This window comes from Streptomyces sp. NPDC015661 (genome assembly GCF_043077765.1).
In the GTDB taxonomy this organism is placed as follows: domain Bacteria; phylum Actinomycetota; class Actinomycetes; order Streptomycetales; family Streptomycetaceae; genus Streptomyces.
The window spans coordinates 61,158-86,021 of sequence record NZ_JBIBST010000008.1; the positions used below are offsets into that span (position 1 = coordinate 61,158).

Sequence of the window (24,864 nt, forward strand, 5' to 3'; positions counted from 1 at the left end):
GGATGCTGGATCCAAAATCCGAAATCCAAATATTGGATCCGGGATCCGAATATTGGATCCGTGATCCCTGATCTCTGATCCGTGATTTCGGATCCCGGATCAGATCTCCAGGCTGTGCCCGTGCGCGAACACCGGATCCACCGTGTCGTTCGGGACGTCCGGTCGGGAGGCCTCCACCGCCGCCATCGAGCGCGGCAGCTCGAACGGCAGCTTCCCCGCCGCCTTCGCCCGGCCGAAGGCCACGTCGAGGAGGGCCTCGTCGCTCGCGCCGTAGTCGGCGATCAGGGCCGCCGCGTGCTCGGCGATCTCCGGCAGGACGGCCGGCCGCTCCAGGTTCACGCAGACCACCGTGGGGACGGCCCGCAGGAGGGCGAGGATCCCGTCCAGCTCCTCCTGGCCGAAGGCGAGGCTGCCGGAGTGGAAGAAGGACTCGAACCTGTTCGGCCGCTCCTCGTACGGGGTGCGGAGCCGGAGCACCGCGAGGTCGGCGTCGGCCGGGTCGGCGACGACCTCGCCGTACGCCGAGGCGACGACCGGGTCGACGTTCTCGACGTACAGCCTCGGCCGCCCCGAGAGGGGGAGCGGGCCGTCGGTGAGGACGGTGAGCGAGCGGCGCTGGGCGGCGGCGCCGGCGGCCGTGAAGTCGGCGCGGCCGACCGTCTCGGCGGCCTCGTCGGGGTCGACGTACCGGCGCTCGTCGAAGAGGCCCAGGAGGAACTTCTCCCGCAGCAGCCGCCGTACGGAGGCGTCGATCCGCGCCTCGGCGATCCGGCCCGTCGTGACGAGCTCCACGATCACCTCGGGGCACTCCTCGCCGCCGAACTGGTCCGCGCCCGCGTCCAGCGCCTTCGCGGCCCGCTCGGCCACGCTCAGGTGCTCGACGCCCCAGGCGCGGGCCACGTGCATCTCGCCGAAGATCGGGGCGTCCTCGAGGAGCCCCCAGTCGGTGCAGACGATGCCGGTGAAGCCGAGTTCCTCGCGGAGCAGGCCCGTGATGACGCCCTTGTTGAAGCCGAAGCCGACCTCTTCCCAGTCGGTGCCGATCGGCTGGCCGTAGTACGGCATCATCTGCGAGCAGCCGGCGGCGATCGCGGCCTTGAACGGCTCCAGGTGGTGGTCGCGCATGCCGCCCGGGTAGATCTGCTCCTTGCCGTGCGGGAAGTGCGGGTCCTCGCCGTCCTTCTGCGGGCCGCCGCCGGGGAAGTGCTTGACCATCGCGGCGACCGAGTCCGGGCCGAGCTCGGGGCCCTGGAGCCCGCGCACGTACGCCTGGACCAGCTCGCCCGTCAGCCTGGCGTCGGAGCCGAAGGTGCCGGACTGGCGGGACCAGCGGGGTTCGGTCGCGAGGTCGATCTGCGGGTGGAGCGCGGTGCGGAAGCCGACGGAGAGGTACTCGCGGCGGACGGTGTCGGCGAAGTCGAAGACCAGCTCCGGGTCGCCGATCGCGGCGAGGCCGAGCGCCTCGGGCCAGGCGGAGAAGGCGCCGGCGTTGAAGGAGGCGCCGATGTTGTCCGTGAAGGCGTGGCGGGGGTCGGTCGACAGGGAGACGGGGATGCCGAGCCGGGTGCTCGCGGCCATCTCCTGGACGGCGTTGTGCCAGAGGGCCATCTCGCGGGCGCCGTAGCTGCCGAGCAGGTTGAAGTGGGTCAGCCGCCGGTCCTCGATGAGCTGCGGGGTGGTGAGCTCCAGGAGGTCGCCGTCGGTCTCGGTCACCGGGGTGCCGTCGGCGTTCATCGTCAGCATCGTGTGGAAGAGCTGTCCGGCCTTCTCCTCCAGCGTCATGCGGGAGAGGAGGTCCTCGACGCGCTCGTCCACGGGGCGGGCGGGGTCCTGGTACGGGTGCATGGGTGGCTCCGGGGCTACTCGACCGAAGGGCGTGAGGAGGCTCCGCCGGTCATGGGCCGGCCGCGGTGCCGACCTCTGGCGCCCTCAGGCTAAGCGTGAAAACCGAGTACCTACTAGGTTTCGTGTTTGTGTCCTGGATCACACGGGGAAGGGGGCCTTTCCCGCCCGGTCAAGTGGCGTTTTCCTGCCCCGTTAAGGTGTCCGCATGGCGGAGAACACGGACCGGGCGACCCGCGGAAGCGCGGGCAGGGGCAGCTACGCGGTCGGTGACGCGCGCCGCCGGAAGATCCTGGACACCGCCGTCGACCACTTCGGACAGTGGGGCTTCCACGCCTCCTCCCTCGCCCGGATCGCCCACGACTGCGGGATCACCCAGGGCGGGCTGCTCCACCACTTCCGCAGCAAGGAGGACCTGCTCCTCTCCGTCCTCGCGCAGAGCGAACAGCACGACGTGGAGCGCCTGTTCGGCGTCGAACCCGAGTCGTACGCCGCCTATCTGGAGACCCTCGTCGCCCTCATCGAGGAGAACACCCGGCGCCCCGGCATCGTCCGGATGTTCAACGTCCTCGTCGGCGAGTCCGGCAACGTCGGACACCCCGCCCACGAGTACTTCAAGGAGCGCTACGCGCGCGTGCTCCGGCACACCGTCGACCTCCTGGAGAAGGCCGTGCGGAGCGGTGAGCTCCGCGCCGACATCGACTGCCAGGCCGTCGCCCAGGAGCACCTCGCCGTGATGGACGGCCTCCAGATCCAGTGGGCCCTCGACCCGTCCTCGATGGACATGCCGGCCCGGGTGGGCGCGTACCTCAAGCGTCAGTACGCGGAGATCGCGGCGCCTCGGGAGTGACGGGCCTCAGCCGTCGTTCCCCGGACGCCGCGGGCCGCGTCCCGCGTACAGCACGGTGCCGGCCGTGAAGGCGGCCGCCGCGACCGTCCACGCCCCGCCTTCCGGGCCCGGCTGCATCGCCCACGCCCACCAGGCGGCCGCACCGCCCGGTTCGGCAGGGGCCGCCAGACCGACCGCGCACAGGTAGACGGCGGGCGGGAGCCAGCTCAGACGGGCACCGACCAGCGCGGAGCCGCCCGCCGCCACGCCCACCAGGCCCAGCGTGTTGCGTACGGCGGCGGGCGCGCCGAACTCCTCCGGGTGTCCCGGCACCGTGAGGGCCAGCAGGACGCCGGCGAGCGCCGTCGCGGCCAGGAGATGGGTCAGCCGGCGGGGCCACCACGCGCGTACCGCCGTACGGTCCAGCTCGTCGCTCGGCGTGTACAGGCCGGTGCCGATCACGGCCGCCGCGAGCAGGGGGCCGAGGGCCACGACCGGCAGCCGGACCGAGGGCCCGGCCCCCGGCAGCGACTCCAGCCACCGGGCGGCCGCGGCGGCGGCCACCGCCGTACCCGCGAGGACGGCGAGGGCGCCGGGCAGGGCACGGGACCGCAGGTAGAGCCTCAACGGACTCAACGGACTCGTGCGCCTCATGGGACTCAAGGGATCGGCACCTCGTCCGGGTGGCAGGGGTTCGCCGCCAGGTAGCGGGTCAGGTAGTCGCGCTGGGCGGCGGGGGACTTGGCGTTCAGCCGGTCGATGTACGTCCGTGTGCCGGGGACGTCGGGTCCGAAGTCGTCCGGAGTGGGGGCCAGCCACTCGATGACCGCGGCGTTGACGGTCATCGCCCGCTCGGCGTCCGGGCCCGTGAGGTCGCCGGGGCGGCAGGTGTCCGAGAAGAGCTGCATCACGGCGGAGTTCCGGTACAGATCCGCGCGTTCGATCCGCCCCCGCGCCGTGTCCGCCGCGGGATCCATCAGTTCCACGTCGCCGGGGAGGGGGTCGAGAGGACCGGCGGCCCAGCGGGCCGGCGCACCCGGCAGCCCCTTGAGGCGTGCGTTCACCGGGGCGAGGGCCTCCGACACGGCCGGAAGCAGCTTCCGGTCGAGGGCCGTCACGCACACGCGTGGAGTGCCGCCGTCGCAGACCGGGCGGGTCAGGGCCGGATCGGGGCGCCACGGGCCCTCGTCCGGCGGCAGCCGCAGGATCAGCCCCGCGGCGGCGACCGCGACGGACAGCGGGATCAGCGCGAGCGCCCGCAGGCGGGCCGTGTGCGCCCCGTACGCGAGGAGCGCGGCGAGGGCGAGCCCCGCCGTCCACGCCACCGACACCGGCGCGAACCACCAGACTGCCTGGGCCCAGGGGGACCGGTACTCGACGGCCGGGCCCAGCCAGCGGGCCGTGGCCTGCGTGTACGTACCGACGGCAAGGCCCACGTATCCCACGATCCCCAGGAGCGGGGCCGTCAGCCGCCAGGGGACGAGCCGCCCGGCGAGATGGCCGAGTGCGCCGAGGCAGCCGACGGCGACCGCGTCGGCGGCGAGCAGTTCGAGGAAGGGGCGGCCGGCGGAGACGTACGGCCAGGTCGCCGACAGGCACACGGCGTCGGCGAGCAGCACCCCGGCGACGGGCCACAGCGCGGACGGGGCGACCGAGACCAGGAGCCGGCGCAGCGGGAAGCGGGGGACGGACGCCCACAGCTCCGTCGTGCCGCGCCGCCGGTCCCGGCCGCCCTGCCAGCCGCCCGCCGCGAGCGCGAGGGGCCCGCCGAGCAGCCCGACGGCCACGTGCAGCAGTCCCGTCACGTCGGTCCAACGGGTCTGCCACTGCGGGGCCTTGCCGTACATCGCCACCAGCACGGTGAGCGCCACGGCGGCACCCGTCCAGGGCCCGAGCCCGCGCCGCAGCTCGGTCCGGAGCGGGGAGACGGCCCGCACGCGCGCGGGTGCGTCCGTACGGGACGGGGTGAGGGTGCCGGTCATCGCAGCGGCTCCTTCGCCCGGCCGCCAGGGCTCCGGTGGGCGCGCAGGGCGGCGGTGTAGCCGCGTTCCGCCGCGCTCGTCGTGGCGTCGCCCGGGCCGGCCGGCTCGCCGCCGAGCGCGGCGAGTTCCGCCGTCGTGCCCTGGAAGGCGAGCCGTCCCGCCTCGATGAGGGCGACGTCGGTGCAGGCCGCCGCGACGTCCTCGACGAGGTGGGTCGAGACCACCACCGTCGCGCGCGTGCCGAGCTCCCGCAGCAGCTCCCGGAAGTCGACGCGCTGCTCCGGGTCGAGTCCGGCGGTCGGCTCGTCGAGCAGGAGCAGGTCCGGTTCGTTGACGATCGCCTGCGCGATCCCCGCCCGCCGCACCATCCCGCCCGACAGCGTCTTCATGCGCGCGTCGATCCTGTCCCCGAGCCCGACCCGCCGCACCGCCCGCTCCACGGCCGCCGGGACGCGGTCGGCCGGCAGCTCCTTGAGCCAGGCCACGTACGCGACGAACTCCCGCACCGTGAACGCCGGGTAGTAGCCGAACTCCTGCGGCAGATAGCCGAGCCGGCGCCGGATCGCGGTGCGCTCGCCGTGGCCGGCGGAGTCGGCGCCGAGCAGCTCCACCCGGCCGGCGGTGGGCGCGGCGACGGTCGCGAGGACCCGGATGAGGGAGGTTTTCCCGGCCCCGTTCGGGCCGAGCAGACCGTGCACGCCCGGCCCGAGGGAGAGGTCGAGCGCGTCGAGCGCGACGGTACGGCGGTGCCGGACGGTCAGTCCGGTCACCGCGACGGTGGCCGAGGGGTTCACCGGGTCTCCAGGTGGTCGAAGGAACGGCGCCGCAGCGCGAGGAGGGCGGCGCAGACGAGGGCGGCGGCGGCCCAGGCGCCCTGCACGGCGGGGCCGGCGAAGTACCGGGCGATGCCGCCCGTCCCCGAGGGCCCGAGGAGGGGGCCCGCCACGGCGAGCAGCCACCCGCCGCCGAGCGTCGCGGCCGCGGCCCGGCAGCCGACGAACGAGCCGAGCGCGAGCGCGGCCAGGGTCAGCGCCAGGCCCGGGAGGAGCCAGGCGGCCGCCCCGGGAAACCCGGCCACGGGGGGCAGCAGCGCCCCGCCGGCGGTCAGCAGGGGGACGCAGGCGCCGAGGACGGCGGCGGTACGGGTGAGCAGCAGCCGCAGACCGCCCGAGGGGGTGGCGGCGGTGATCTCGTACAGGGGGTCGGCGTGCCGTCCGTACGAGACGGCCACCCCGGCGAGCGGCAGGAGGGGGGAGACGGCGAGCAGCCAGCTCCGGGCACCCCGGAACCCGGCCCCGTGGGCGAGCGCGAACGCCCCGCCGAGCACGAGCACCACGGCCACCACCCAGGACCCCCGCAGCGCCGGCCCGGCGGCCCACCAGATCCGCGCCCACCGCCCGAGGGGATGCGCGACGGGGGGCCTGTCGCGGCCCGCCCTGGTCGTGGCCGCCCCGGTCGGCGCCGTACGCACGCGCGTGGTGGCCGTTTCCGGTGTGTGGCCCAGGGACGTCAGGAGTTCCGCGCGCAGGGACGCCAGGGCCGGGCCCGCCGTGGTCGCGTGGACGGCCGCCGAGACGCGTGACGCGCAGGGGCCGCAGGACTCGACGTGCTTCTCCAGGGACCAGGCGTCCGTCTCGGGGGCCGCGCCCGCCGCGTACCGGTGGGCGAGGGTGTCGGAGACGTGCCAGGGGGCCGTCATGCGGTGCCTCCGAGAGGGTGCGGGCCGAGCGCGGCGCGGAGTTCCCGGCGGGCGCGCTGGGCGCGGGTCTTGACGGTGCCCTCGGGTATGCCGAGCAGCCGGGCGGTCTCGCGGGTGGTCAGGCCGTCGACGACGGTGGCCCGCAGGACCTCGGCGAGTTCGGGCGAGATCCGGTCGAGGGCGGCGCCGACCTCCCCGTACTCCAGGCCGGCGAGCACCCGGTCCTCGGCGGAGGGTGCCGGGACGGGCGGTTCCGCGGGCCGGGCGGCGGCGGCGCGTTCGGCCCGGGCGCCGGCCCGTCGCGCGTCCACCAGGCGCCGGGCGGCGATCACCCAGAGCCAGCCGCCCGCCTCGCCCCGGCCCCGGTGGCCGCCGGCCGAGCGCCAGACGGTGACGAAGGTGTCCTGGAGGACCTCCCGTACGGTTTCCTCGTCCGGGCAGCGCCGGGCCAGCCGGGCGTACAGCCAGCCGGCGTGCCGGTCGTAGAGCACGGCCAGCGCCTCGGTGTCCCCCCGGGCGACCGCGCGCAGCAGTGCCGCGTCGTCGTCCTCGTCGCCCCCGGAGGGGCCTCCCCCTGCGGGGCGCAACAGTCTCACGCCCTCTCTATCGCCGGGAGGCACTCACCCGGTTCACGGGCTGTCGCCGGGAGGCCCCCACCCGGTTCACGGGCTGTCGCCGCGAGGCACTCGCCCGGTTCACGGGCTGTCGCCGCGAGGCACTCGCCCGGTTCACGGGCTCGTCGGCGGCCCGCCTTCCGGAAGGGCGGCGAAGACGCGCTGGAGGGCGGGCGGGCGCTCGCCGTCGCCCGCGACGACCAGGCGGTGGTGGTACGTCACGTAGTACTGGAAGCCGTCCGGGATCGGGCTGCCCGTCGGGCGCTCCGGGACCAGGGCGAACGCGGGGTCCTCCAGGGCCGCCCGCAGTTCGGCCACCTCGGCGGGGGTCTGCTTGCCGGTCCGGGGCGGCTTGGTGCCGGCGCGGCTGGTCCAGCTGCCGTCGTAGTGGACGACGAGCTGGTTGCGGACGCCGGCGAGGCCGCCGTTGACGACCACCTCGACGAGCACCTCGCTCGGCTGCGGGTTCGTCGTCGGGGTGCCGGGGGCCGTGGTGGAGCTCGGCGGGGCCGGAGCGCTCGTGCTCGACGTCGGCCCGCCGGGGGCGGACGGCACCCCGGGGCCGCAGCCGCTCACGCCGCCGGCCAGGGTTCCCGCGAGCAGCAGGGCCCCGCACCACGTCCACCTTCCCCGTACGCCTCGCACCATGGATCGAGCATGCCCCGTCGGGGGCCCCGCGCGCAGCCGGACGGGGCGGATTCCAACCCGGGGGGAGCGTCAGGGTTCTGTTCGAACGATTCCGGTGAGCGGCCCCCGGTAGCGCCAGTCCAGGGAGTCGTACAGCGCGAGGCCGTCCGTGGTCGCGGCGAGCACCCCGGTCGCGGCGCCCGCCTGGGCGGCGGCGGCCTCCAGGGTGCGCATGACGTTCGCGCCGAGGCCCCGGCGCCGGTGCGCGGGGTCCGTCTCGATCTGGTCGGCGACGGCGGTGGAGCCGGTCGGGGCGATCTGGCCGCGGGCGGCGAGGGTGCCGTCCGGGGCGAGGATCCGGACCCGGATGACACCGTCCTCGACCTGGGTGGTCCTGGCGTATCCCTCGGGCGGCGCGGGGCGGGCGCCGGGGTCCAGCGGTTTGACCATCATGAAGCCCGGGTCGTCCGGGATCGTCCACCCCTCGGTGATCCACGGCAGCACGTCCTCGGGGCCCGCCATCACCTTGAGCCAGCTGTACGGCGCGGTCAGCCGGGCGCAGAGCGCGCCGACGGAGGCCGCGTCGGGGGCGGGCAGCACGTGCCGCACGACGTGCCGGGGCAGGCCGACCTCGATCCGGTAGCCCCAGGGCTCGGCGACGGCGGCCGGGGTGCCCCGGGAGACGGTCCAGCCCGCGACCCAGGCATTGGTAATAGCTGCTATGTCCATGCAGGGATTACATCGGCTCCACCCGGGCGCGTGCGAGGGTGATCGCTCAGAGCGAACGAACGTCCGGGAACATCCTCGGGCTCACAAGCATTGAGTGCGTATAGCTCAACTTGACTGCCGAAGGGGAGATCATGGCTTCTGAGTCCATGGCGTCTGTGCCGCTCACTCTGCCTGTGCTGCCGCTCGACGACGAGGTCGTGCTGCCCGGAATGGTGGTGCCGCTGGACCTGTCCGACAACGACGTACGGGCCGCCGTCGAGGCCGCCCAGGCCGCCGCCCGCACCGCAACGGGCAAGCCCCGCGTACTGCTTGTGCCGCGGGTCGACGGAACCTACGCCGGCACCGGCGTCCTGGGCATCGTCGAGCAGGTCGGGCGCCTGTCCGACGGCGACCCCGGCGCGCTCATCCGCGGTCTCGGCCGCGTCCGCATCGGCGCCGGCACCACCGGCCCCGGCGCCGCCCTGTGGGTCGAGGGCAGCACCGTCGAGGAGACCCTGCCCGACCCGCTGCCCGGCTCCGTGACCGAACTGGTCAAGGAGTACAAGGCGCTGGCCACCAGTTGGCTCAAGAAGCGCGGCGCCTGGCAGGTCGTCGACCGCGTCCAGCAGATCGACGGCGTCGGCGCCCTCGCCGACAACTCCGGCTACTCGCCCTTCCTCAGCGTCGAGCAGAAGGTCGAACTCCTGGAGACCGCCGACCCGGTCGCCCGCCTCAAGCTCGCCACCGCCCAGCTCCGCGAGCACCTCGCCGAGCAGGACGTCGCCGAGACCATCGCCAAGGACGTCCAGGAGGGCGTCGACAAGCAGCAGCGCGAGTTCCTGCTCCGCCGCCAGCTCGAAGCCGTCCGCAAGGAACTCCGCGACCTCAACGGCGAGGCCGAGGGCGACGAGTCCGACGACTACCGCGCCCGCGTGGAGGCCGCCGACCTGCCCGAGAAGGTGCGTGAGGCCGCCCTCAAGGAGGTCGAGAAGCTGGAGCGGTCCAGCGACCAGTCCCCCGAGGGCTCCTGGATCCGCACCTGGCTGGACACCGTCCTCGAACTGCCCTGGAACGAGCGGACCGAGGACCGGTACGACATCCGGGGCGCCCGTGCCGTCCTGGACGCCGAGCACGCCGGCCTCGACGACGTGAAGGAACGGATCACCGAGTACCTCGCGGTGCGCAAGCGGCGCTCCGACCGCGGCCTCGGCGTGGTCGGCGGGCGCCGAGGCGGCGCCGTCCTCGCCCTCGTCGGCCCGCCCGGCGTCGGCAAGACCTCCCTCGGCGAGTCCGTCGCCCACGCCATGGGCCGTCAGTTCGTCCGGGTCGCCCTCGGTGGCGTACGGGACGAGGCGGAGATCCGCGGCCACCGGAGGACGTACGTCGGCGCCCTGCCCGGCCGGATCGTCCGCGCCATCAAGGAGGCCGGGTCCATGAACCCGGTGGTCCTGCTCGATGAGATCGACAAGGTCGGCTCCGACTACCGCGGCGACCCCGCGGCGGCCCTCCTCGAAGTCCTCGACCCCGCGCAGAACCACACCTTCCGCGACCACTACCTGGAGGTCGAACTCGACCTCTCCGACGTCGTCTTCCTGGCCACGGCCAACGTCCTCGAAGCCATCCCGGAGGCGCTCCTCGACCGCATGGAGCTGGTCCGCCTCGACGGCTACACGGAGGACGAGAAGGTCGTCATCGCCCGTGACCACCTGCTCCCGCGCCAGCTGGAGCGGGCCGGTCTGGAGCCGGGCGAGGTCGTCCTGGAGGAGTCCGCGCTGCGGAAGCTGGCCGGCGAGTACACCCGCGAGGCCGGCGTCCGCACCCTGGAGCGGTCGATCGCCCGGCTGCTCCGGAAGGTCGCGGCCCAGCACGAACTGGGCGACCGCGAGCTGCCGTTCACCGTCGGCCCCGAGGACCTGCGGCAGCTCATCGGGCGGCCGCACCACGTGCCGGAGTCGGCCCAGGACCCGGCGGAGCGGCGGACGGCCGTGCCCGGTGTCGCCACCGGACTCGCCGTGACCGGCGCGGGCGGTGACGTCCTCTTCGTGGAGGCCTCCCTCGCCGACCCGGAGACGGGCGCCGCCGGTCTGACCCTCACCGGTCAGCTGGGCGACGTGATGAAGGAGTCGGCGCAGATCGCGCTCTCCTTCCTCCGTTCGCACGGCGCGGAGCTGGAACTGCCGGTCACCGGCCTCAAGGACCGTGGCGTGCACATCCACTTCCCGGCGGGCGCGGTGCCCAAGGACGGGCCGAGCGCGGGCGTCACCATGACGACCGCCCTCGCCTCCCTGCTGAGCGGCCGGCTCGTCCGTACGGACGTGGCCATGACCGGCGAGGTCTCCCTCACCGGCCGGGTGCTGCCGATCGGCGGCGTGAAGCAGAAGCTCCTCGCCGCGCACCGGGCGGGCATCACGACGGTCGTGATCCCCAAGCGGAACGAGGCCGACCTGGACGACGTCCCGGCCGAGATCCTGGAGAAGCTGGAGGTCCACCCGGTGACGGACGTCCGCCAGGTCCTGGAGATCGCCCTCGCCCCGGCGGTGGTGCCGGTGGACGTGGCCGCGTAACTCCCCACCTCCCGGAGCGGGGTGCCGACACGGCACCCCGCTCCGGCGCGTACGGATCTCGTTACCAGGATGTCAGTCGGGGCTGGCATGCTCGTACGCATGAACGACGACGCCTTCTGGGCTCTCATCGACGAGTTGAGCCGCCGCCCCGGTGACCGGGACGAGCGACTGGAATGGCTGCGGACGGAGCTGATACGGCGTCCGGCGGCCGAGAGCGTGGAGTTCCAGGTGCGTCTGGAGAGGGCGACCGAGCGCGCCGACACGCGCGCGGTGTGGACGGCGGCCAACCGCGTCGAGGGCGGCGAGTGCACGGACGACGGCTTCCACTACTTCACGCTCTGGCTGGTGGGCCAGGGACGCAAGGTGTACGAGTCGGTCCTCGCCGACCCGGACGCGCTCGCCGACGCGCCCGGGGTACGGGCCCTCGTGGGCCGGCACCACGAGGAGTGGGACGACGACGAGTGGCCCGAGTGGGAGGAGCTCGACTACGTCGCCCAGGACGTGTGGGACGAGCTGACGGGCCAGGAGGGCGACGACGGCGAGGAGTTCCTCGACGCCGTCGAGGAGGCGGAGGACGCCGCGGAGGCGGCGGGGGAGTGGGAAGAGGACGAGGAGCCCCGGGGGCCTCGGCCGGAGGGGTTGGCCTTGCCCCGGCTCACCGCCCTCTTCCCGCCCGGTGCCTCCGGCTCCTAGGCGGTGAACCCCGGGAGCCGGAGGAGTCTCTGCGGCTGGGCGGTGCTCCCTGGGCCGTGCCCGGAGAGTCCCGCCCGGCCCCGGCGCCCTAGGACGCGGAGGAGTTGCGGCGGCGGCCCAGGAGCAGGCTGCCCGCCGCGAAGACGGCGAGGGCGCCCGCGCCCGTGAGGGCCGCCGGGAGCGGCGAGGAGGGGGCCTCGGCCGCCTCGGCGGAGAGGGCCGGGGGCTGCTCGTCGCCGCCGTGGCCCGCGTGGCTCACGGTGGACAGCTCGGTGCCCGCCGCGATCTTCGCCTCGGTCGGGGCCTGGGGCTGCGTCTGCGTCTGAGCGGTCGCCGTCGTCGCCGGGCCGCCGAAGGTGACGTCCGAGCAGCTGTAGAAGGCCTCGGGGCTGTCGTTGCGCTGCCAGATCTTGTAGACGATGTGGCGGCCGGTGCGGGCCGGGAAGGTACCCGTGAAGTTGTAGTAGCCGTCGGTCGCGGTGCGGGCGGTGTTGTAGACGGCGACGGGCGTCGGGTCCAGGTCCGACCACTTCAGGGGCTGGGTCGGGTCGAAGCCCGCCTTGGTGATGTAGACGGTCATCGTGCCCGAGTGCGGGGCCGTCACGCGGAACTTGAAGTCGAAGGAGCCGGCGGCGACGGCCGTCGCGGGCCAGTCGGTGCGCGCCCAGTCCAGGGCTCGGTACTTCTCGCGGTTGGCCGAGCACAGCTTGCCGTCCGGGATGAGCGCCTGGTGCTGCCCGGCGGCGTTGGCGATGTTGACCTCGTTCCAGTCGTAGAGCGGCTGGGTGCCGGAGTCGGCGACGAGGTCCTTGCACACCTGCGACTTGGGCGTCTCGGGACCTTCGGCGTAGCAGGCCGCCACCCGGCTCACCGGGTTGAAGACGGCTCCGTGGGCGCTCGCGGTGGCGGGGGTGAGGCTGACCAGGGCAGCGGCGGCGGACAGGGCTGCGACGCCGGTGGCGGTGCGGCGGGAGGACGGCATGCGGGGGCTCTCTCTCGTGCGTGGGGAGTACGGGGTGAGCAACGCGCTTCGGGCGCACGGAAGTTGGATCCCGGGCGACCGCCGTAGAGCGTCGCATTGGTCCATACCAATGGGCAAGAGGGTGGGTGGAAAAAGCCCGAGCGGCCCCCGGGGTGCCGCACACCCGGGAGGCCGCCAAGAGGGAGAGGCGCGGATCAGCCGTTCGCGAGGGCCTGCACGCGCGAGTAGTCCCCGTTGAAGTGGTTGTGGTCGCCGACCGTCGGGCCGGACGAGGTGTACTGCCAGATCGTGTAGTACGGCCAGCCGGCCGGGAGTTCGCCGACCTCGGAGGCGTACCGCGCGATCCACAGCGGGTTGGTGGAGGAGAAGGCCGCCGAGTTGCCGGTGCACTGCTTCCACCAGCTCGTGGCCGTGTAGATCACCGGGTCGCGGCCCGTGCGGTACTTGTACCGGTTCACGAAGTCCTGGATCCAGGCGACCATGCCGGACGCCGTCTTGCCGTAGCAGGTCGCGCCGTACGGGTTCCACTCGATGTCCAGCACGCCCGGCAGCGTCCTGCCGTCGCCCGACCAGCCGCCGCCGTTGTTGACGAAGTAGTCGGCCTGGGCGGCTCCGGTCGTGGTGTCCGGCGTGGCGAAGTGGTATGTGCCGCGGATCATGCCGACGTTGTAGGAGCCGTTGTACTGCTGGGTGAAGTACGTGTTCTTGTAGTACGTGCCTTCCGTCGCCTTGACGTAGGCCCACTTGACCCCGCTGTTCCACAGCGTGGACCAGGCCACGTTGCCGTTGTGGCTGGAGACGTCCACGCCTTCCGTCTGCGTGGCCAGGGTCGAGACGCCGCCGGGCTTGGCGCCCTGGCCGTCGTGCGCGATCACGCCCATGCCCATGTAGGCGGAGCCGCGCGGGGGGACCGCCTGCCGGGCGCCCGGGTCCTGGGCTGCCGTGGCGGTGCCGGAGAGGCCGAGGGGGAGGAGGAGGGCCAGGGCCGCGAGGGCGGCGCCGGCGAAGGTCGTTCCGGATCTGTGCACACGCATTGCGTGCCTCCGAAAGGCTCGGTGGGGGAGCGGTGGCGGCAGGCGTCGCGACAAGTCCTGGAATGGACATGTCATTCAGCTGCCGGGGAAGACGCTACGCACGTAGACCCGCCCGGCGGAAGGGGGCCTGGTTGCCGCCGTTGGTCTACGCCTGCGAAATACTGAAGGAGCTGCGGCGATGCACGCCGCGGGAAGAAACTTTCAGCGACCGGAAAGCGCGCGGGAGGTGCTGACGTGCACGGAAGCGGTACGGGAAACGAAGGCCGGGCCACCGTCGGGGGTGGTGTGGACCAGGAATTCCTCGCCCTCGAACGGGAACTGGCGGTCTTCCTCCGCCGCGCCCGGGCCCAGTCCGGCGAGATGGCCCGCGAGGTCCACCCCGAACTGGAGCCCGCCGCCTACGGCCTCTTCGTGCGCCTCGACGACGCCGGACCCCAGCGGGCCACCGAACTCGCCGGGTACTTCGGCGTCGGCAAGGCCACCATGAGCCGCCAGCTCCGGGCCCTGGAGGACCTCGGACTCGTCGCCCGCGACCCCGACCCCGCCGACGGCCGCGCCTCGCTCGTCCGCCTCACCGAGGAGGGCCGCAGCCGCTTCCGCAGCGTCCGCGACGCCCGGCGCGAACGCTACGTCCGCAAACTCGCCGACTGGGACCGCGCCGAGGTCGCCGAACTCGCCCGCCTCCTCAACCACTTCAACGTCCGCTCGGAGGGCTGACCGCCGGGCGGGGGACCGCAGGGATCAGCGGTCCCACGGCCCCGTGTGCACCGAGGGATCAGTGCTCCGACAGCTCCGCGTGCACCGAGGGATCAGCGCTCCGACAGCTCCGCGTGCACCGAGGGATCAGCGGTCCGACAGCTCCGCGTACACCGCCGTCGCGTCGTCGTGCAGCTTCCAGCGGCGCGCCCCGCCGGCCCGCGCGTCGGCCGCCTCCAGGGCCCGCACCCGGCGGAGCAGGCCCGCAGGCCCCTCCTCGCGCAGGACGCCGAAGCAGTCCGCCCAGTCGCCCTCGCCGAACAGCTCCACCCAGCGGCTCGCCCCGTCCGTGAGCGCCGCCAGGGCCCGTACCTCCGTCCGCGGGGTCGTCCCCGTCACCGCCCGCACCGCGACCGCCGGGTCCGCCGCCGCCGTGAAGAAGCCGCCCTCCCGGTTCCGCAGCCGGTCCGTCGCCGCCAGGGAGCGCCGCACCTCGTCCGGCACCCGGTCGAGCCGGTCGTCGAGCACGGCCCGCACCGCCCCGTCCGGGGCCTCCAGGAGGAGGACGGAGTCGGAGAGGACGAGGTGCTCGACCGACTCCTCGTCCCAGCGGGCGAGCACCACGGTCGCCTGAGGCGTTCGCACGTGAGAAAGGTCACAGGTGTCGCGGTGGGCGTCCGCGGTGCGCCGGATTGCCAGCGAAAGGATCTCGGACAGGGGCATGTCCCGGCGGGAACCGGACAGTTCGGTCAAAGCCCCGCCCAGTCGCGCGGTGAACCACGGGACCGTGTGCACACAACCGTCAGAACCGGCGGGAGGTGTGACGCCGTCGAGCAGCACGACCGTCCCCCCGCTCCCCGACGCGGGCAGAGAGGCGGCCACCCAGTCCTCGTTGGGGCGTTCGGGGCTGCCGGGAAGGGCGGCGACTTCGCTGCGCATGCCCTCCAGTGTGCCCGTCCGGCCGCATTTCCCGGGGAACTCCTTCACTGGACCTGCAAATGACCGGAAATGGCCTGTACCAACCCGGCAGAAGCGGCGCGAGAGGCGGAACGGCCACCTCCGGGAAGCTGCGGGCGGGCATCCTGCCAAAGCCCGCCCGGAAGATCCAACCGGCGCCCCGTACGGGCCCCCTTCGGCCGCCGCCGGAAGTTGTTCGCCAACTACTGAGTGTTGTTCACTCGTTCGGGTGGCGGAGCGGCCGATGCCCGTCCCCTTGCCGGAAGCGCTGGAATGGTCGGAAGCCGTACCAGGGGTGGGGGCGCTCCATGTGACCGGCCGTCACCTCTGCTTCATCGGCGGACGAAAACAAGAATGCGAGCACCGGTGCAGAAGAAGCGGCCTCGGAGCAAGAACGGCACGCAGAGCCAGACCCCCGGTGAGCCGCAGGCCCCCGCCGGCCGGCCCAAGCGCGTCCGCAACCGGCTGGTCGCCGGCGTCGCCCTCGTAGGCGTCACCGTCCTCGCCGCCGGAGCCCCCGCGATCCTCGCCGCCTCGACCGAGCTCACCGAGTCCCAGCGCCTCGTCACCCTCGCCGAACTCGACCGGCAGGCCGTCACCCTCGCCCACTCCCTCGCCGACGAGCGCGACGAGGTCGTCGCGTACATCGCCGCGGGCCGCGACGCACAGACCGGCGACGCCAAGCACAAGCGGCGGATCACCGAAGCGCGCTCCATCCGGGTCGACCGCCAGATCGACGAGATCCGGCCCGCCGCCCCCACCGAACTCCGCCGCGACCTCGCCACGGTCCCCTCCGTCCGCCGCACCGCCCTGACCGGCAAGGGCACGGCCCTGGAGGCCCACAAGGCGTACTCGGACATCATCGGCAAGCTCCAGGCCCTCGCCGACGAACTCGCCGACAAGACCCCGGCCCGCGCCTCCGACGCCGCCCTGACCGAGGCCACCCGCGCCCCCGCCGCCCTCGGCCGCGCCGTCGAACAGGCCTCCGCCACCCGCGGCCTGCTGCTCGCCGCGCTCTCCGTGCCGCAGCCCGAGCCCACCGGGGACGTCCACTACGACCCCCAGACCGGCACCTACGTCGCCGACGAGCCCGAGGGTGCTGCCGAGGCCGAGCGCGCCCGCGACGGCCTCACCGCCGCCGCCCAGCAGGCCCGCGTCCGCGAACTCGCCGCCCTCGGCGACTTCGACCAGGCCGCCGGCGCCACCGCCCGCGACTCCCTCGCGGCCACCGTCACCGGCCCCGACGTCAAGACGGCCGAGCTCGCCCTCGCCTCCCTCACCGACCAGCCCAGGCTGACCGAGGCCGAGCGCGGCACCGACCCGGCAGCCCTGGAGGCGGCCCTCTCCGCCCGCATCGAGCAGATGCGCGGCGTCGAGTCCGCCCTCGCCACCGAGCGGGTCGAAGGCCTCGCCGCGCTCCGCGACGACGACGTCGAAGCCCTCGAACTGCGCATCGCCTTCCTCGGCGGCTGCCTCCTCGTCGCGATCGGCATTTCCACCTACGTCGCCCGCACCCTCACCCGGCCGCTCGCCGTGCTCCGCCTCGGCGCCGCCCGGCTCGCCGCCGCGCCCGAGCCGCATGCCGAGGAAGCGATCCGCTTCACCGGCCGCAACGACGAGTTCGCGCAGGTCGTCCGCTCCCTCAACGCCCTGCAGGGCAAGCTCGCCGGCCTCGCCGCGCAGACCGAGCGGCTCAGCGACGAGCGCGCCGACCTGGCCGCCGCGAAGGAGGCCGTCGGTGCCGAACTCGCCGCCCAGCGCGCCGAGCTCCAGGGCCGGGTCGCCCTCCTGACCGCCGACCTCGAACGGCTCAGGAACTCCGTCCACCACACCTTCGTCAACCTGTCGCTGCGCAGCCTCGGGCTCGTCGAGCGGCAGCTCGGCGTCATCGAGAAGCTGGAGGAGCGCGAGCAGGACCCGGACCGCCTCGCGACCCTCTTCAAGCTCGACCACATGGCGACCGTGATGCGCCGCCACAGCGAGAACCTCCTCGTCCTCGCCGGCCACGAGCACGTCCACGGCCACGCCGGGCCCGTCCCGCTCGTCGACGTGCTGCGCGCCGCCGTCAGCGAGATCGAGCGGTACGAGCGGGTCACCATCCAGTCCCTGCCGCCGCACGCCCAGGTCGCCGGCTTCGCCGCGGACGACCTGAGCCACCTGGTCGCGGAACTCCTGGAGAACGCCACCTCCTTCTCGCCGCCCGACGCCGAGGTCCAGCTCTCCGGCTGGCTCCTGGAGAGCGGCGAGGTGATGCTCTCCGTGCAGGACGCGGGCATCGGCATGACCCCGGCCCGCTTCGCCGAGCTCAACGCGCGCCTCGCCGAGGCCGACCCGGAGGCCTTCGAGGGCGAGGGGCTCGGCATGCGGGTCGTCGCCCTGCTCGCCGCCCGCCACGGCGTCCGCGTCGAACTGCGCGAGCAGAAGCCGGGCGGCACCGCGGCCGTCGTGGTCCTTCCGCTGCCCCTGCTGCCCACCACCCCGCCGACGGCCGTGTCGGAGCCCGTACGGGTCGCGGGCGCCGCGCCCGTGCTCCACCTGCCCGGCTCGGCCGCCGAGGCCAACTCCAACACCCTGCCGTCCCGGCACCGCGACCCGCTCGTGGAGGCGGCGGAGGCCGCGTTCCTGGCGGCGGAGACGGAGCGGGAATCGGCGGAGGAGCACGCCCCCGAGCCGGAGCCGGAGCCGGAGCCGGAGCTGGAAGCGGCCTCGTACGCCCCCGAGCCCGAGCTCGAAGAAGCCCTGTACGAGCCCGAGCTCGAAGAAGCCCTGTACGAGCCGGAGCTCGACGCAGCCCCGTACGCCCCCGAGCCCGAAACGCAGCTCGAAGCAGCCCCGCACGAGCCGGAGCCGGCGCTCGAAGGAGCCCCGCACGAGTCCGTCTCCGAGACCACGCTCCAGGTCCGGCTGCCCGACCCGCCGCCGGAGCCGGACACCCACGAGCGCGCCGCGGACGAGAACACCGCCCCCGAACCGGCCGGCGACGGGGCGGTCCCCGGACCGCGCCCCGCGCAGTGGGAGCGGGTCACCGACAAGGGCCTGCCCAAGCGGACCCCGCAGGTGGTCCGTCAGCCCGCCGCCGCCACCACGCCCCGTCGGGGCGGCGTGGACGCGGAGGCCCTGCGCCGCCGGCTCGGCGGCTTCCACCAGGGCGCCAAGGCCGGGCGCCGGGACGTGGAGGCGGAGCTGGACACGGCACGCATAGAAGCCGCGAGGACTGCACGTACAGAGGAGATGACGGGGGACACAGTCGAGGAGGCACGCAGTTGACTGCGACGGGAACGTTCGGACTGAGCACGGAAGCCCGCAACCTGCAATGGCTGCTGGGGAATCTGGTGGAGGAGGTCCCGGGTGTCCGCTCGGTGACGGTCGTCTCCTCCGACGGCCTGATGCTGCTCTCGTCGGACCCCGCCACCCAGCAGGCCGCGACGGGCGACGCCGAGGCCGGCCGTCCCGGCGGGCCGCGCGGCTCCAGCGCCGATCTGGCGACCATCGTCTCCGGCATCGGCAGCCTCACCGTCGGCGCCGCACGGCTGATGGACGGCGGCGGGGTCAAGCAGACGATGGTGGCCATGGAGGAGGGCAGCGTCTTCGTCATGTCGATCAGCGACGGCTCGCTGCTCGGCGTGCACGCCACGCCCGACTGCGACATGAGCGTCGTGGCGTACCACATGGCGCTCTTCGTGGGCCGCGCCGGTCACGTACTCACTCCCGAAGTCCGCAGTGAGCTGCGCAAATCGATGGAGAGCACCCAGTGACGTCGATGTCGTCGGCTCATCACGCCTTCAAGCTGCCGGTACGGGGAGAGGGGCGGCGCCCCGCGCGCGTGCGCCCGTACTCGCTGACCGGCGGCCGTACCCGCTTCGGGCACATCCTGCTCGTCGAGACCTTCGTGGCCGCGCTCGAAGCGCCCGCCGCCCGCAAGGTCCTCACGGACGGCGGCCCCGCCGCCCGCGGGCTGATGCCGGAGATGCGGGCCATCGTCGAGATCTGCCGCCGGATGCGGACGGTCGCGGAGATCTCGGCGCTTCTGAAGATGCCGTTGGGGGTCGTCCGGGTGCTGCTCAGCGACCTGGCCGACCAGGGAAAGATCCGTGTGTACGGGACCGGTCACGGCACCGGCCAGCCCGACCGCGCGCTCCTCGAAAGGGTGCTGAGTGGACTCCGTCGTCTCTGACGCCACCGCCGTCTCCGAAACCCCGGCGCTCGCCGGCATCCCCGCACAGCCGGGGCCCGAGGATCCGGTCCTGGACACCGAAGAAGGCGCCCAGGACTGGCAGCTCGACCACTCGCGCGCCCCGATCGCGACGAAGATCGTCGTCGCGGGCGGCTTCGGCGTGGGCAAGACCACCTTCGTCCGCGCCGTCTCGGAGATCACCCCGCTCCAGACCGAGGCGCTGATGACCCGGGCGAGCGAGGACACCGACGACCTCACGGCCACCCCGGACAAGCTCACCACCACGGTGGCGATGGACTTCGGCCGGATCACCCTCGACAACGACCTGGTGCTGTACGTCTTCGGCACGCCGGGGCAGCAGCGCTTCTGGTTCATGTGGGACGACCTGGTGCGCGGCGCGATCGGGGCGATCGTCCTCGCCGACACCCGCCGGCTCACCGACTGCTTCCCGGCGCTCGACTACTTCGAGAGCTGCGGGCTGCCGTACATCGTGGCCGTCAACCACTTCGAGGGCACGGAGCTGTTCGAGGCGGACGACGTCAGGGAGGCCCTGACCGTACCCGCGCACGTACCCGTGGTCATCATGGACGCGCGCAAGCGGTACAGCGTCGTCGAGAGCCTGCTCGCGATGGTCGCGCACGCCCTCGACGCCACGCCCGAATAGCCCGCCCTCCCCGAACAGTTCGACCCGTCACGCCAGGAGCCCCGCCCATGCGGAAGATACTCATAGTCGGCGCCGGCCAGTCCGGCCTGCAGCTCGCCCTCGGCCTCCAGTCGCAGGGGTACGAGGTCACCCTCATGTCGAACCGGACCGCGGACGAGATCCGCAACGGCCGGGTCATGTCCACCCAGTGCATGTTCGACACCGCCCTCCAGCACGAGCGGGACCTCGGGCTCAACTTCTGGGAGTCCCAGGCCCCCCGCATCGAGGGCCTCGGCGTCTCCGTCGCCGGCCCCGACTCCGCCCGCCTGATCGACTGGGTCGGCCGGCTCGACGGATACGCGCAGTCCGTCGACCAGCGCGTGAAGATGGCCGGCTGGATGGACACCTTCGCGCAGCGCGGCGGCCAGCTGGTGATACACGGCGCGGCCGTCGGCGACCTGGACTACTTCTCCCGCAGCTACGACCTGGTGCTCGTCGCGGCCGGGAAGGGCGAGCTGGTCTCCATGTTCGGCCGGGACGCCTCCCGTTCGCCGTACAGCGAGCCCCAGCGCGCACTGGCCGTCGCGTACGTCCACGGCCTCGGCCCGCGCCCCGAGCACCCGGACTTCGACGCGGTCCGCTGCAACATCGTCCCGGGCGTCGGCGAGCTCTTCGTCATGCCGACCCTCACCACCGGCGGGCGCGCCGACATCCTCTTCTGGGAGGGCGTCCCCGGCGGCCCCGTCGACGCCTTCCAGGGCGTCAAGGACCCCTCCGAGCACCTCGCCCTGACGCTGGAGCTCATGGAGAAGTTCCTGCCCTGGGAGTACGCGCGGGCGACGAGGGTCGAGCTGACCGACGCGGGGGGCACCCTCGCCGGCCGGTACGCGCCGACCGTCCGCAACCCCATCGGCCGGCTCCCCGGCGGCGGCCTGGTCCTCGGTGTCGCCGACGTCGTCGTCGCCAACGACCCGATCACCGGCCAGGGCTCCAACTCGGCGTCCAAGTGCGCCGCCGCGTACCTGGCCGCCATCGTCGAGCAGGGCGACAAGCCCTTCGACGAGGAGTGGATGCAGGGCGCCTTCGACCGCTACTGGCAGACGGCCCAGCCCGTCACCAAGTGGACGAACGCGATGCTGTCGCCCCCGCCGGAGCACGTCCTGAACCTGCTCGGCGCGGCCGGCCAGCTCCAGCCCGTCGCCGACCGCTTCGCGAACGGCTTCAACGACCCGGCCGACTTCGAGAACTTCTTCTTCGACCCGGAGAAGACGTCGGCGTACCTGGCCGAGGTGTCCGCCGGCTAGTGCGCCGTCGGCGGCCGGTGCTCGGCGGCCGGTGCTCGGCGGCCGGTGTTCGGGAGCTGGTGCTCGGCGGCCGGTGCTCGGGAATCGGTGCTCGGCGGCCGGTCGTCGAAATTCGGTCGATGGGGCGTGTCCTCTGCTTGATCATGGGGGCATGCCCCTGTCACAGACCCTCGCGCGCGTGGACGCGGATCTGGCTGCCGGCCGCGTGCCGATGGCGCGCCAGCGCCTGCGCGGTCTCGTCTCCTCCTTCCCGCACGACCTGACCCTCCGCCGCCGCCTCGCCGAGGTGTACCGGCTGTACGGGGACGCGGCGGAGGCCGGGCGCTGGATGTACCTCGAAGAGGACCGGCGTACGGAGGAGACCACGGCCTTCGAGGAGCGGTACGGGTCTCCCGGGTGGCGCATGAAGGCCCTCGCGTGGCGTGGCCCCGAGGCGCTGGCCGCCACCCCGTTCGCCGAGCGGCAGCTGGCGGCGGCCCGGACGGCCCGCGCCGAGGAGCTGGGGCGGCCGGTCGACTGGGACGACCCCGCCTCCTACGACGAGGACGCGGACGAGGAGCCCACGCCGGACACCGGCGGGTGGTCCGTCGGCGGCTTCCTCGTGGGTGCCGGCTGTGTGACGGGGACGATCGTCTTCGGAGGGGTCTGGGTGCTCGGGGTCATCTCCCTGTTCAGCGACTGACGGCCCTCCTCCGCCCGCCGGACGGCGAGCGGGGTCAGGAGGCCCGTCAGGGCGAACAGGGCGCCCACGGCGAACCAGCCGGGCCGGCCCCAGCCGATGCAGAGGGCGATGAGGAGGCCGGGCCCGAGGGCCTCGGAGAGACCCGCGCCCAGGCCGAAGACGCCGAGGTACTGACCGGTGGCGTGGGGCGGTGCGAGGGCGTACGACACCTCGAAGCCACCCGCCGCGTGCCACAGTTCGCCGACCGTGTGGACGACCACGGCGGTCAGCAGCAGCACGACCGCCACCGCGACGGGCGTCCCGGCGGAGAGCGAGACGAGGGCGCAGGAGACGAGGAAGGCCGCTCCGGCGCGCCGGTAGGCGCGCCCGCCGGCCCGGGGCGAGTCGACGCCGCGGCTCGCCCGCACCTGGAGGCCGACGACGAGCACGGTGTTGGCGAGCATGGTGCCGGAGACGAGCCAGTGCGGGGCGGTGGTGGACCCCACCAGCCAGAGCGGGATCGCGACCGTGAGCACCTTGAACTGGATCGCCATGACGCCGTCGAGCGCGGTGAGCGCCAGGTACGGCCGGTCCCGCAGCGCGATCCACCGGGGGCCGCGGGCCGGAGGCGCGGGCGCGACGGGCGGCAGCAGGAACAGGACGGCGGCGGAGGCCGCGAACGCGCAGGCGTTCCCGGCGACGAGGACCTGATAGGCGCCGAGCGTGCCGACCTGCACCGCCCATCCCGCGAGGAGCGCGCCCAGCGAGATGCCGACATTGGTCACCGCCCGCAGATAGGCGCGGAACTCCTGCGGCCTGTCCCCTCCGTGGTGCCGGACGAGCGGCGCCCGGGCGGCGAGACCGGCCGCCTTCGCGCCGGTGGCCGTGGAGACGGCGAGGACGAACGGCCAGAAGCTGTCCGCGAGGACGAAGGCCGCCGTGGCGAGCGCCTGCACCGCCAGCGTCGTCACGTAGACCCCGCGCGCCCCGCGCCGGTCGGCGAGGTGGCCGACGGCGATCCCCGCGGCCAGCGAGAGGAGCCCGGCGATGCCGAGCCCGAGCCCCACGGTGGCGGCCGGGAGGCGCACGGCCTGGGTGAAGTACAGGACGCCGGCGGTCAGGAAGAGTCCGCTGCCGACGGCGTTGACGAAGTTGGAGGCGGCGAGGGCGCGCTGGGGCCGGGTGTCCGGCAGCAGTCTGGGCATGACGGGGCTCCGTGTCCGGGAGAGACGATCGGCCTTCGGCCTTCGGCCATCGGTCGTCGGCCGTCAGCCGTGGGGCTGCGGCCTTTGGTAAGGACCCGTCAAGCTTGTTGCATATTACGTGCAGGAGCAAGAGGTGTGCGGGAGGTGGGAGTTCAGCTGCCGTCGAAGCCCTCGTCCCCGCCGTCCCTGGCGCCCGCCGGGAGCGGGGGCGGGGTGTACGCCTTCAGGGCCGCCCCTCCCGGATCGGGCCGTACGGCCCCGAGCAGCGGGTTCGCGGCGAGCGGTGACACCTTCACCTTCCCGCCGGGGCGCGGGGCCTGCACCACCAGGCCGTCGCCCAGATAGAGGGCCACATGCGTCGCGCCCGGGAAGTAGACCACCAGATCGCCGGGGCGGAGTTCGGCGAGCGGCACCCGGGGCAGCGTCGCCCACTGCTCCTGACTGGTCCTCGGCAGCTCCCGGCCGGCCGCCGCCCAGGCCTGCTGCGTCAGCCCCGAGCAGTCGTACGCCTCCGGGCCCTCCGCCCCCCACTCGTACGGCTTGCCGATCTGACCCACCGCGAAGCGCAGCGCCTCCGCGCCCGCCCGGGACGGGGTGCGCGCGCCGTCCAGGACGCCGGAGTCGAGGAGCTCGCGCTGCGCGCCGGCGGTCTGGACGTGTTCGAGCGCGGTCAGCCGGGCCAGCTGGTCCGGCGACAGGGCGGCGAGCAGCTTCTCCACCTCGGCCAGCTTGGCCCGCACCTCGTCGCGCCGCTTGCGCTGCGCGGCCGCGAGCCCCTGCTGCCGGTCCAGGGCCTTGCGGGAGGCGCTCGCGAGACTGCCCGCCTGCCGCTCGGCGCTCGCGAGCCGGGTCAGGGCGGTGGTCCGGTCGCGGGCCGCCCGCGCCATCAGATGTCCCTCGTCCAGGGCCGACTGGGGGTCCGTGGCGAAGAGCAGCCCCAGGGAGGAGGGGAACGACGAGAGCGCGGACCTGCCCTGGTACTGGTCCCGGGCGATCCGGCCGGCCGCGGCGCGGCCCTGCGCGAGGGCGGTCCTGGCGGCGGTGAGACGGGCGGTGACCTTCTTGGTGTCGGCCGCCTGGAGCTTCAGCTTCTCCTCGGCGGCGTTGTACCGCTCGGTCGCCTCCTCGGTCTGCTGGTAGAGCGTCCGCAGCCGGGTGAGCAGGCCACTGACGGAGTCGCCGCCGGGTGGTGGGAGCGCGGAGGCGTCGTCCTCCCCGACGGGGGGAGTGGGTGGTGGCTTCGGGAGGGCGGGGTCAGCGGGGTCGGCGACCGGGTCGGCGGCAGTCGGCGGGGCGACCGGGTCCGCGGCAGTCGCCGGGGCGGCCGGGGTGGCCGGGTCGGCCGGATCCGTGGTCGGTACCGGCGGGGCCGCGAGTGCGCCCGGTTCGGTGGCCGGATCCACCGGGCCCACCGGTTCCGCTGCCGGGTCCGCCCAGGCGATCGGGGCCTCCGTGGGCGGGTCGGCGGGCGGGTCCGGGGCGGCGCCCGCCGCCGGGAGCACCCCCGTGAGCGCCGTCGCCGCGGCGAGCGCCCCCGTGCAGACCGTGCGCAGCAGCCTTCGCGACACGTCACCACCTCCACGGGGATGATGACGGGTCACTTCATCCGATTACCGTACGAATGGGGGGCGTGCCGAGCCCTGTCACTCG

The 24,864-nt window shown here is 73.9% G+C and carries 22 protein-coding genes and 1 pseudogene; 10 read left to right on the top strand and 13 right to left on the bottom strand.

The window, feature by feature from the left end; all coding sequences use genetic code 11:
• Positions 1 to 99: 99 nt before the first annotated feature.
• Positions 100 to 1,845, bottom strand: coding sequence for a glycoside hydrolase family 3 protein (locus ACF07V_RS22260; protein ID WP_392156520.1), 1,746 nt, complete (start codon positions 1,843 to 1,845; stop codon positions 100 to 102).
• Between the two features lie 205 nt (positions 1,846 to 2,050).
• On the opposite strand from ACF07V_RS22260, the gene ACF07V_RS22265 reads away from it, so the two are divergent.
• Positions 2,051 to 2,692 carry a TetR/AcrR family transcriptional regulator gene (locus ACF07V_RS22265; protein ID WP_392156522.1) on the top strand — a complete coding sequence of 214 codons (642 nt, stop codon included), beginning with the start codon at positions 2,051 to 2,053 and terminating at the stop codon, positions 2,690 to 2,692.
• Between the two features lie 6 nt (positions 2,693 to 2,698).
• On the opposite strand, the gene ACF07V_RS22270 is transcribed toward ACF07V_RS22265, so the two are convergent.
• The 7 genes from ACF07V_RS22270 to ACF07V_RS22300 form a co-directional block, all read right to left on the bottom strand.
• Positions 2,699 to 3,325: a hypothetical protein gene (locus ACF07V_RS22270; RefSeq protein WP_392156524.1), complete on the bottom strand. Its 627-nt coding sequence runs from the start codon at positions 3,323 to 3,325 to the stop codon at positions 2,699 to 2,701.
• A 5-nt stretch (positions 3,326 to 3,330) separates the two neighbouring features.
• Positions 3,331 to 4,653, bottom strand: coding sequence for a hypothetical protein (locus tag ACF07V_RS22275; RefSeq protein WP_392156525.1), 1,323 nt, complete (start codon positions 4,651 to 4,653; stop codon positions 3,331 to 3,333).
• On the bottom strand, positions 4,650 to 5,447 hold the full coding sequence (locus tag ACF07V_RS22280; RefSeq protein ID WP_392156526.1) for an ABC transporter ATP-binding protein: 798 nt from the start codon (positions 5,445 to 5,447) through the stop codon (positions 4,650 to 4,652). Before ACF07V_RS22280 ends, ACF07V_RS22275 begins: the two co-directional genes overlap by 4 nt.
• A complete protein-coding gene (locus ACF07V_RS22285) occupies positions 5,444 to 6,352 on the bottom strand; it encodes a zf-HC2 domain-containing protein (RefSeq protein WP_392156527.1) in 909 nt (302 codons plus the stop codon). Before ACF07V_RS22285 ends, ACF07V_RS22280 begins: the two co-directional genes overlap by 4 nt.
• Positions 6,349 to 6,948 carry an RNA polymerase sigma factor gene (locus ACF07V_RS22290; protein ID WP_392156529.1) on the bottom strand — a complete coding sequence of 200 codons (600 nt, stop codon included), beginning with the start codon at positions 6,946 to 6,948 and terminating at the stop codon, positions 6,349 to 6,351. The genes ACF07V_RS22285 and ACF07V_RS22290 overlap by 4 nt, the downstream gene beginning before the upstream one ends.
• Before the next feature lie 132 nt (positions 6,949 to 7,080).
• Positions 7,081 to 7,614, bottom strand: a complete 534-nt coding sequence (locus ACF07V_RS22295; RefSeq protein ID WP_392156530.1) for a hypothetical protein — start codon at positions 7,612 to 7,614, stop codon at positions 7,081 to 7,083.
• Positions 7,615 to 7,683: 69 nt separating this feature from the next.
• Entirely contained in the window at positions 7,684 to 8,322 is a 639-nt protein-coding gene (locus ACF07V_RS22300; protein ID WP_392156532.1) for a GNAT family N-acetyltransferase, read from the bottom strand.
• Between the two features lie 131 nt (positions 8,323 to 8,453).
• Between ACF07V_RS22300 and lon the strand changes: the two genes are divergently transcribed.
• Together lon and ACF07V_RS22310 are read left to right on the top strand one after the other, a co-directional pair.
• Positions 8,454 to 10,865 carry an endopeptidase La gene (lon, locus tag ACF07V_RS22305; RefSeq protein WP_392156533.1) on the top strand — a complete coding sequence of 804 codons (2,412 nt, stop codon included), beginning with the start codon at positions 8,454 to 8,456 and terminating at the stop codon, positions 10,863 to 10,865.
• A 99-nt stretch (positions 10,866 to 10,964) separates the two neighbouring features.
• Complete coding sequence (locus ACF07V_RS22310; RefSeq protein ID WP_392156535.1) at positions 10,965 to 11,558, top strand: DUF4240 domain-containing protein; 594 nt, start codon at positions 10,965 to 10,967, stop codon at positions 11,556 to 11,558.
• Between the two features lie 88 nt (positions 11,559 to 11,646).
• Here the strand turns inward: ACF07V_RS22310 and ACF07V_RS22315 are convergent, their stop codons facing one another.
• Together ACF07V_RS22315 and ACF07V_RS22320 are read right to left on the bottom strand one after the other, a co-directional pair.
• The gene (locus ACF07V_RS22315) at positions 11,647 to 12,540 is read right to left on the bottom strand and encodes a lytic polysaccharide monooxygenase (protein ID WP_392156537.1); all 894 of its coding nucleotides are present in this window, start codon (positions 12,538 to 12,540) and stop codon (positions 11,647 to 11,649) included.
• A gap of 194 nt (positions 12,541 to 12,734) precedes the next feature.
• On the bottom strand, positions 12,735 to 13,574 hold the full coding sequence (locus tag ACF07V_RS22320; protein ID WP_392156539.1) for a lysozyme: 840 nt from the start codon (positions 13,572 to 13,574) through the stop codon (positions 12,735 to 12,737).
• Between the two features lie 234 nt (positions 13,575 to 13,808).
• Here ACF07V_RS22320 and ACF07V_RS22325 point away from each other — a divergent pair, with 234 nt between their 5' ends.
• Positions 13,809 to 14,291, top strand: coding sequence for a MarR family winged helix-turn-helix transcriptional regulator (locus ACF07V_RS22325; protein ID WP_392156541.1), 483 nt, complete (start codon positions 13,809 to 13,811; stop codon positions 14,289 to 14,291).
• Positions 14,292 to 14,417: 126 nt separating this feature from the next.
• Here ACF07V_RS22325 and ACF07V_RS22330 read toward each other — a convergent pair whose 3' ends face one another.
• Positions 14,418 to 15,209, bottom strand: a complete 792-nt coding sequence (locus ACF07V_RS22330) for a hypothetical protein (protein ID WP_392156543.1) — start codon at positions 15,207 to 15,209, stop codon at positions 14,418 to 14,420.
• Positions 15,210 to 15,581: 372 nt separating this feature from the next.
• Here ACF07V_RS22330 and ACF07V_RS22335 point away from each other — a divergent pair, with 372 nt between their 5' ends.
• From ACF07V_RS22335 to ACF07V_RS22360, 6 genes are all read left to right on the top strand, one after another.
• Positions 15,582 to 18,494 carry a nitrate- and nitrite sensing domain-containing protein gene (locus tag ACF07V_RS22335; RefSeq protein WP_392156544.1) on the top strand — a complete coding sequence of 971 codons (2,913 nt, stop codon included), beginning with the start codon at positions 15,582 to 15,584 and terminating at the stop codon, positions 18,492 to 18,494.
• The gene (locus ACF07V_RS22340) at positions 18,491 to 18,982 is read left to right on the top strand and encodes a roadblock/LC7 domain-containing protein (RefSeq protein WP_392156546.1); all 492 of its coding nucleotides are present in this window, start codon (positions 18,491 to 18,493) and stop codon (positions 18,980 to 18,982) included. Before ACF07V_RS22335 ends, ACF07V_RS22340 begins: the two co-directional genes overlap by 4 nt.
• 5 nt (positions 18,983 to 18,987) lie before the next feature.
• Complete coding sequence (locus ACF07V_RS22345) at positions 18,988 to 19,401, top strand: DUF742 domain-containing protein (RefSeq protein WP_041134250.1); 414 nt, start codon at positions 18,988 to 18,990, stop codon at positions 19,399 to 19,401.
• A complete protein-coding gene (locus tag ACF07V_RS22350) occupies positions 19,382 to 20,065 on the top strand; it encodes an ATP/GTP-binding protein (protein WP_392156548.1) in 684 nt (227 codons plus the stop codon). Before ACF07V_RS22345 ends, ACF07V_RS22350 begins: the two co-directional genes overlap by 20 nt.
• Positions 20,066 to 20,112: 47 nt before the next feature.
• Positions 20,113 to 21,348, top strand: coding sequence for a styrene monooxygenase/indole monooxygenase family protein (locus tag ACF07V_RS22355; protein WP_392156549.1), 1,236 nt, complete (start codon positions 20,113 to 20,115; stop codon positions 21,346 to 21,348).
• 151 nt (positions 21,349 to 21,499) lie between these two features.
• Positions 21,500 to 22,030 carry a DUF6584 family protein gene (locus ACF07V_RS22360; RefSeq protein ID WP_392156551.1) on the top strand — a complete coding sequence of 177 codons (531 nt, stop codon included), beginning with the start codon at positions 21,500 to 21,502 and terminating at the stop codon, positions 22,028 to 22,030.
• A gap of 275 nt (positions 22,031 to 22,305) precedes the next feature.
• Here ACF07V_RS22360 and ACF07V_RS22365 read toward each other — a convergent pair.
• Together ACF07V_RS22365 and ACF07V_RS22370 are read right to left on the bottom strand one after the other, a co-directional pair.
• Positions 22,306 to 23,214: pseudogene (locus ACF07V_RS22365) on the bottom strand (MFS transporter); the annotation flags it as partial.
• Between the two features lie 152 nt (positions 23,215 to 23,366).
• Positions 23,367 to 24,782 (bottom strand): NlpC/P60 family protein, encoded by a 1,416-nt coding sequence (locus ACF07V_RS22370; protein ID WP_392156552.1) that lies wholly within the window; start codon positions 24,780 to 24,782, stop codon positions 23,367 to 23,369.
• Positions 24,783 to 24,864: the final 82 nt, after the last annotated feature.

Coding starts and splice junctions, on each gene's coding strand:
- ACF07V_RS22260 (WP_392156520.1), bottom strand. CDS start 1,845: ATGCACCCGTACCAGGACCCCGCCCGCCCCGTGGACGAGCGCGTCGAG.
- ACF07V_RS22265 (WP_392156522.1), top strand. CDS start 2,051: ATGGCGGAGAACACGGACCGGGCGACCCGCGGAAGCGCGGGCAGGGGC.
- ACF07V_RS22270 (WP_392156524.1), bottom strand. CDS start 3,325: ATGAGGCGCACGAGTCCGTTGAGTCCGTTGAGGCTCTACCTGCGGTCC.
- ACF07V_RS22275 (WP_392156525.1), bottom strand. CDS start 4,653: ATGACCGGCACCCTCACCCCGTCCCGTACGGACGCACCCGCGCGCGTG.
- ACF07V_RS22285 (WP_392156527.1), bottom strand. CDS start 6,352: ATGACGGCCCCCTGGCACGTCTCCGACACCCTCGCCCACCGGTACGCG.
- ACF07V_RS22295 (WP_392156530.1), bottom strand. CDS start 7,614: ATGGTGCGAGGCGTACGGGGAAGGTGGACGTGGTGCGGGGCCCTGCTG.
- ACF07V_RS22300 (WP_392156532.1), bottom strand. CDS start 8,322: ATGGACATAGCAGCTATTACCAATGCCTGGGTCGCGGGCTGGACCGTC.
- lon (WP_392156533.1), top strand. CDS start 8,454: ATGGCTTCTGAGTCCATGGCGTCTGTGCCGCTCACTCTGCCTGTGCTG.
- ACF07V_RS22310 (WP_392156535.1), top strand. CDS start 10,965: ATGAACGACGACGCCTTCTGGGCTCTCATCGACGAGTTGAGCCGCCGC.
- ACF07V_RS22315 (WP_392156537.1), bottom strand. CDS start 12,540: ATGCCGTCCTCCCGCCGCACCGCCACCGGCGTCGCAGCCCTGTCCGCC.
- ACF07V_RS22320 (WP_392156539.1), bottom strand. CDS start 13,574: ATGCGTGTGCACAGATCCGGAACGACCTTCGCCGGCGCCGCCCTCGCG.
- ACF07V_RS22330 (WP_392156543.1), bottom strand. CDS start 15,209: ATGCGCAGCGAAGTCGCCGCCCTTCCCGGCAGCCCCGAACGCCCCAAC.
- ACF07V_RS22335 (WP_392156544.1), top strand. CDS start 15,582: ATGCGAGCACCGGTGCAGAAGAAGCGGCCTCGGAGCAAGAACGGCACG.
- ACF07V_RS22345 (WP_041134250.1), top strand. CDS start 18,988: ATGTCGTCGGCTCATCACGCCTTCAAGCTGCCGGTACGGGGAGAGGGG.
- ACF07V_RS22355 (WP_392156549.1), top strand. CDS start 20,113: ATGCGGAAGATACTCATAGTCGGCGCCGGCCAGTCCGGCCTGCAGCTC.
- ACF07V_RS22360 (WP_392156551.1), top strand. CDS start 21,500: ATGCCCCTGTCACAGACCCTCGCGCGCGTGGACGCGGATCTGGCTGCC.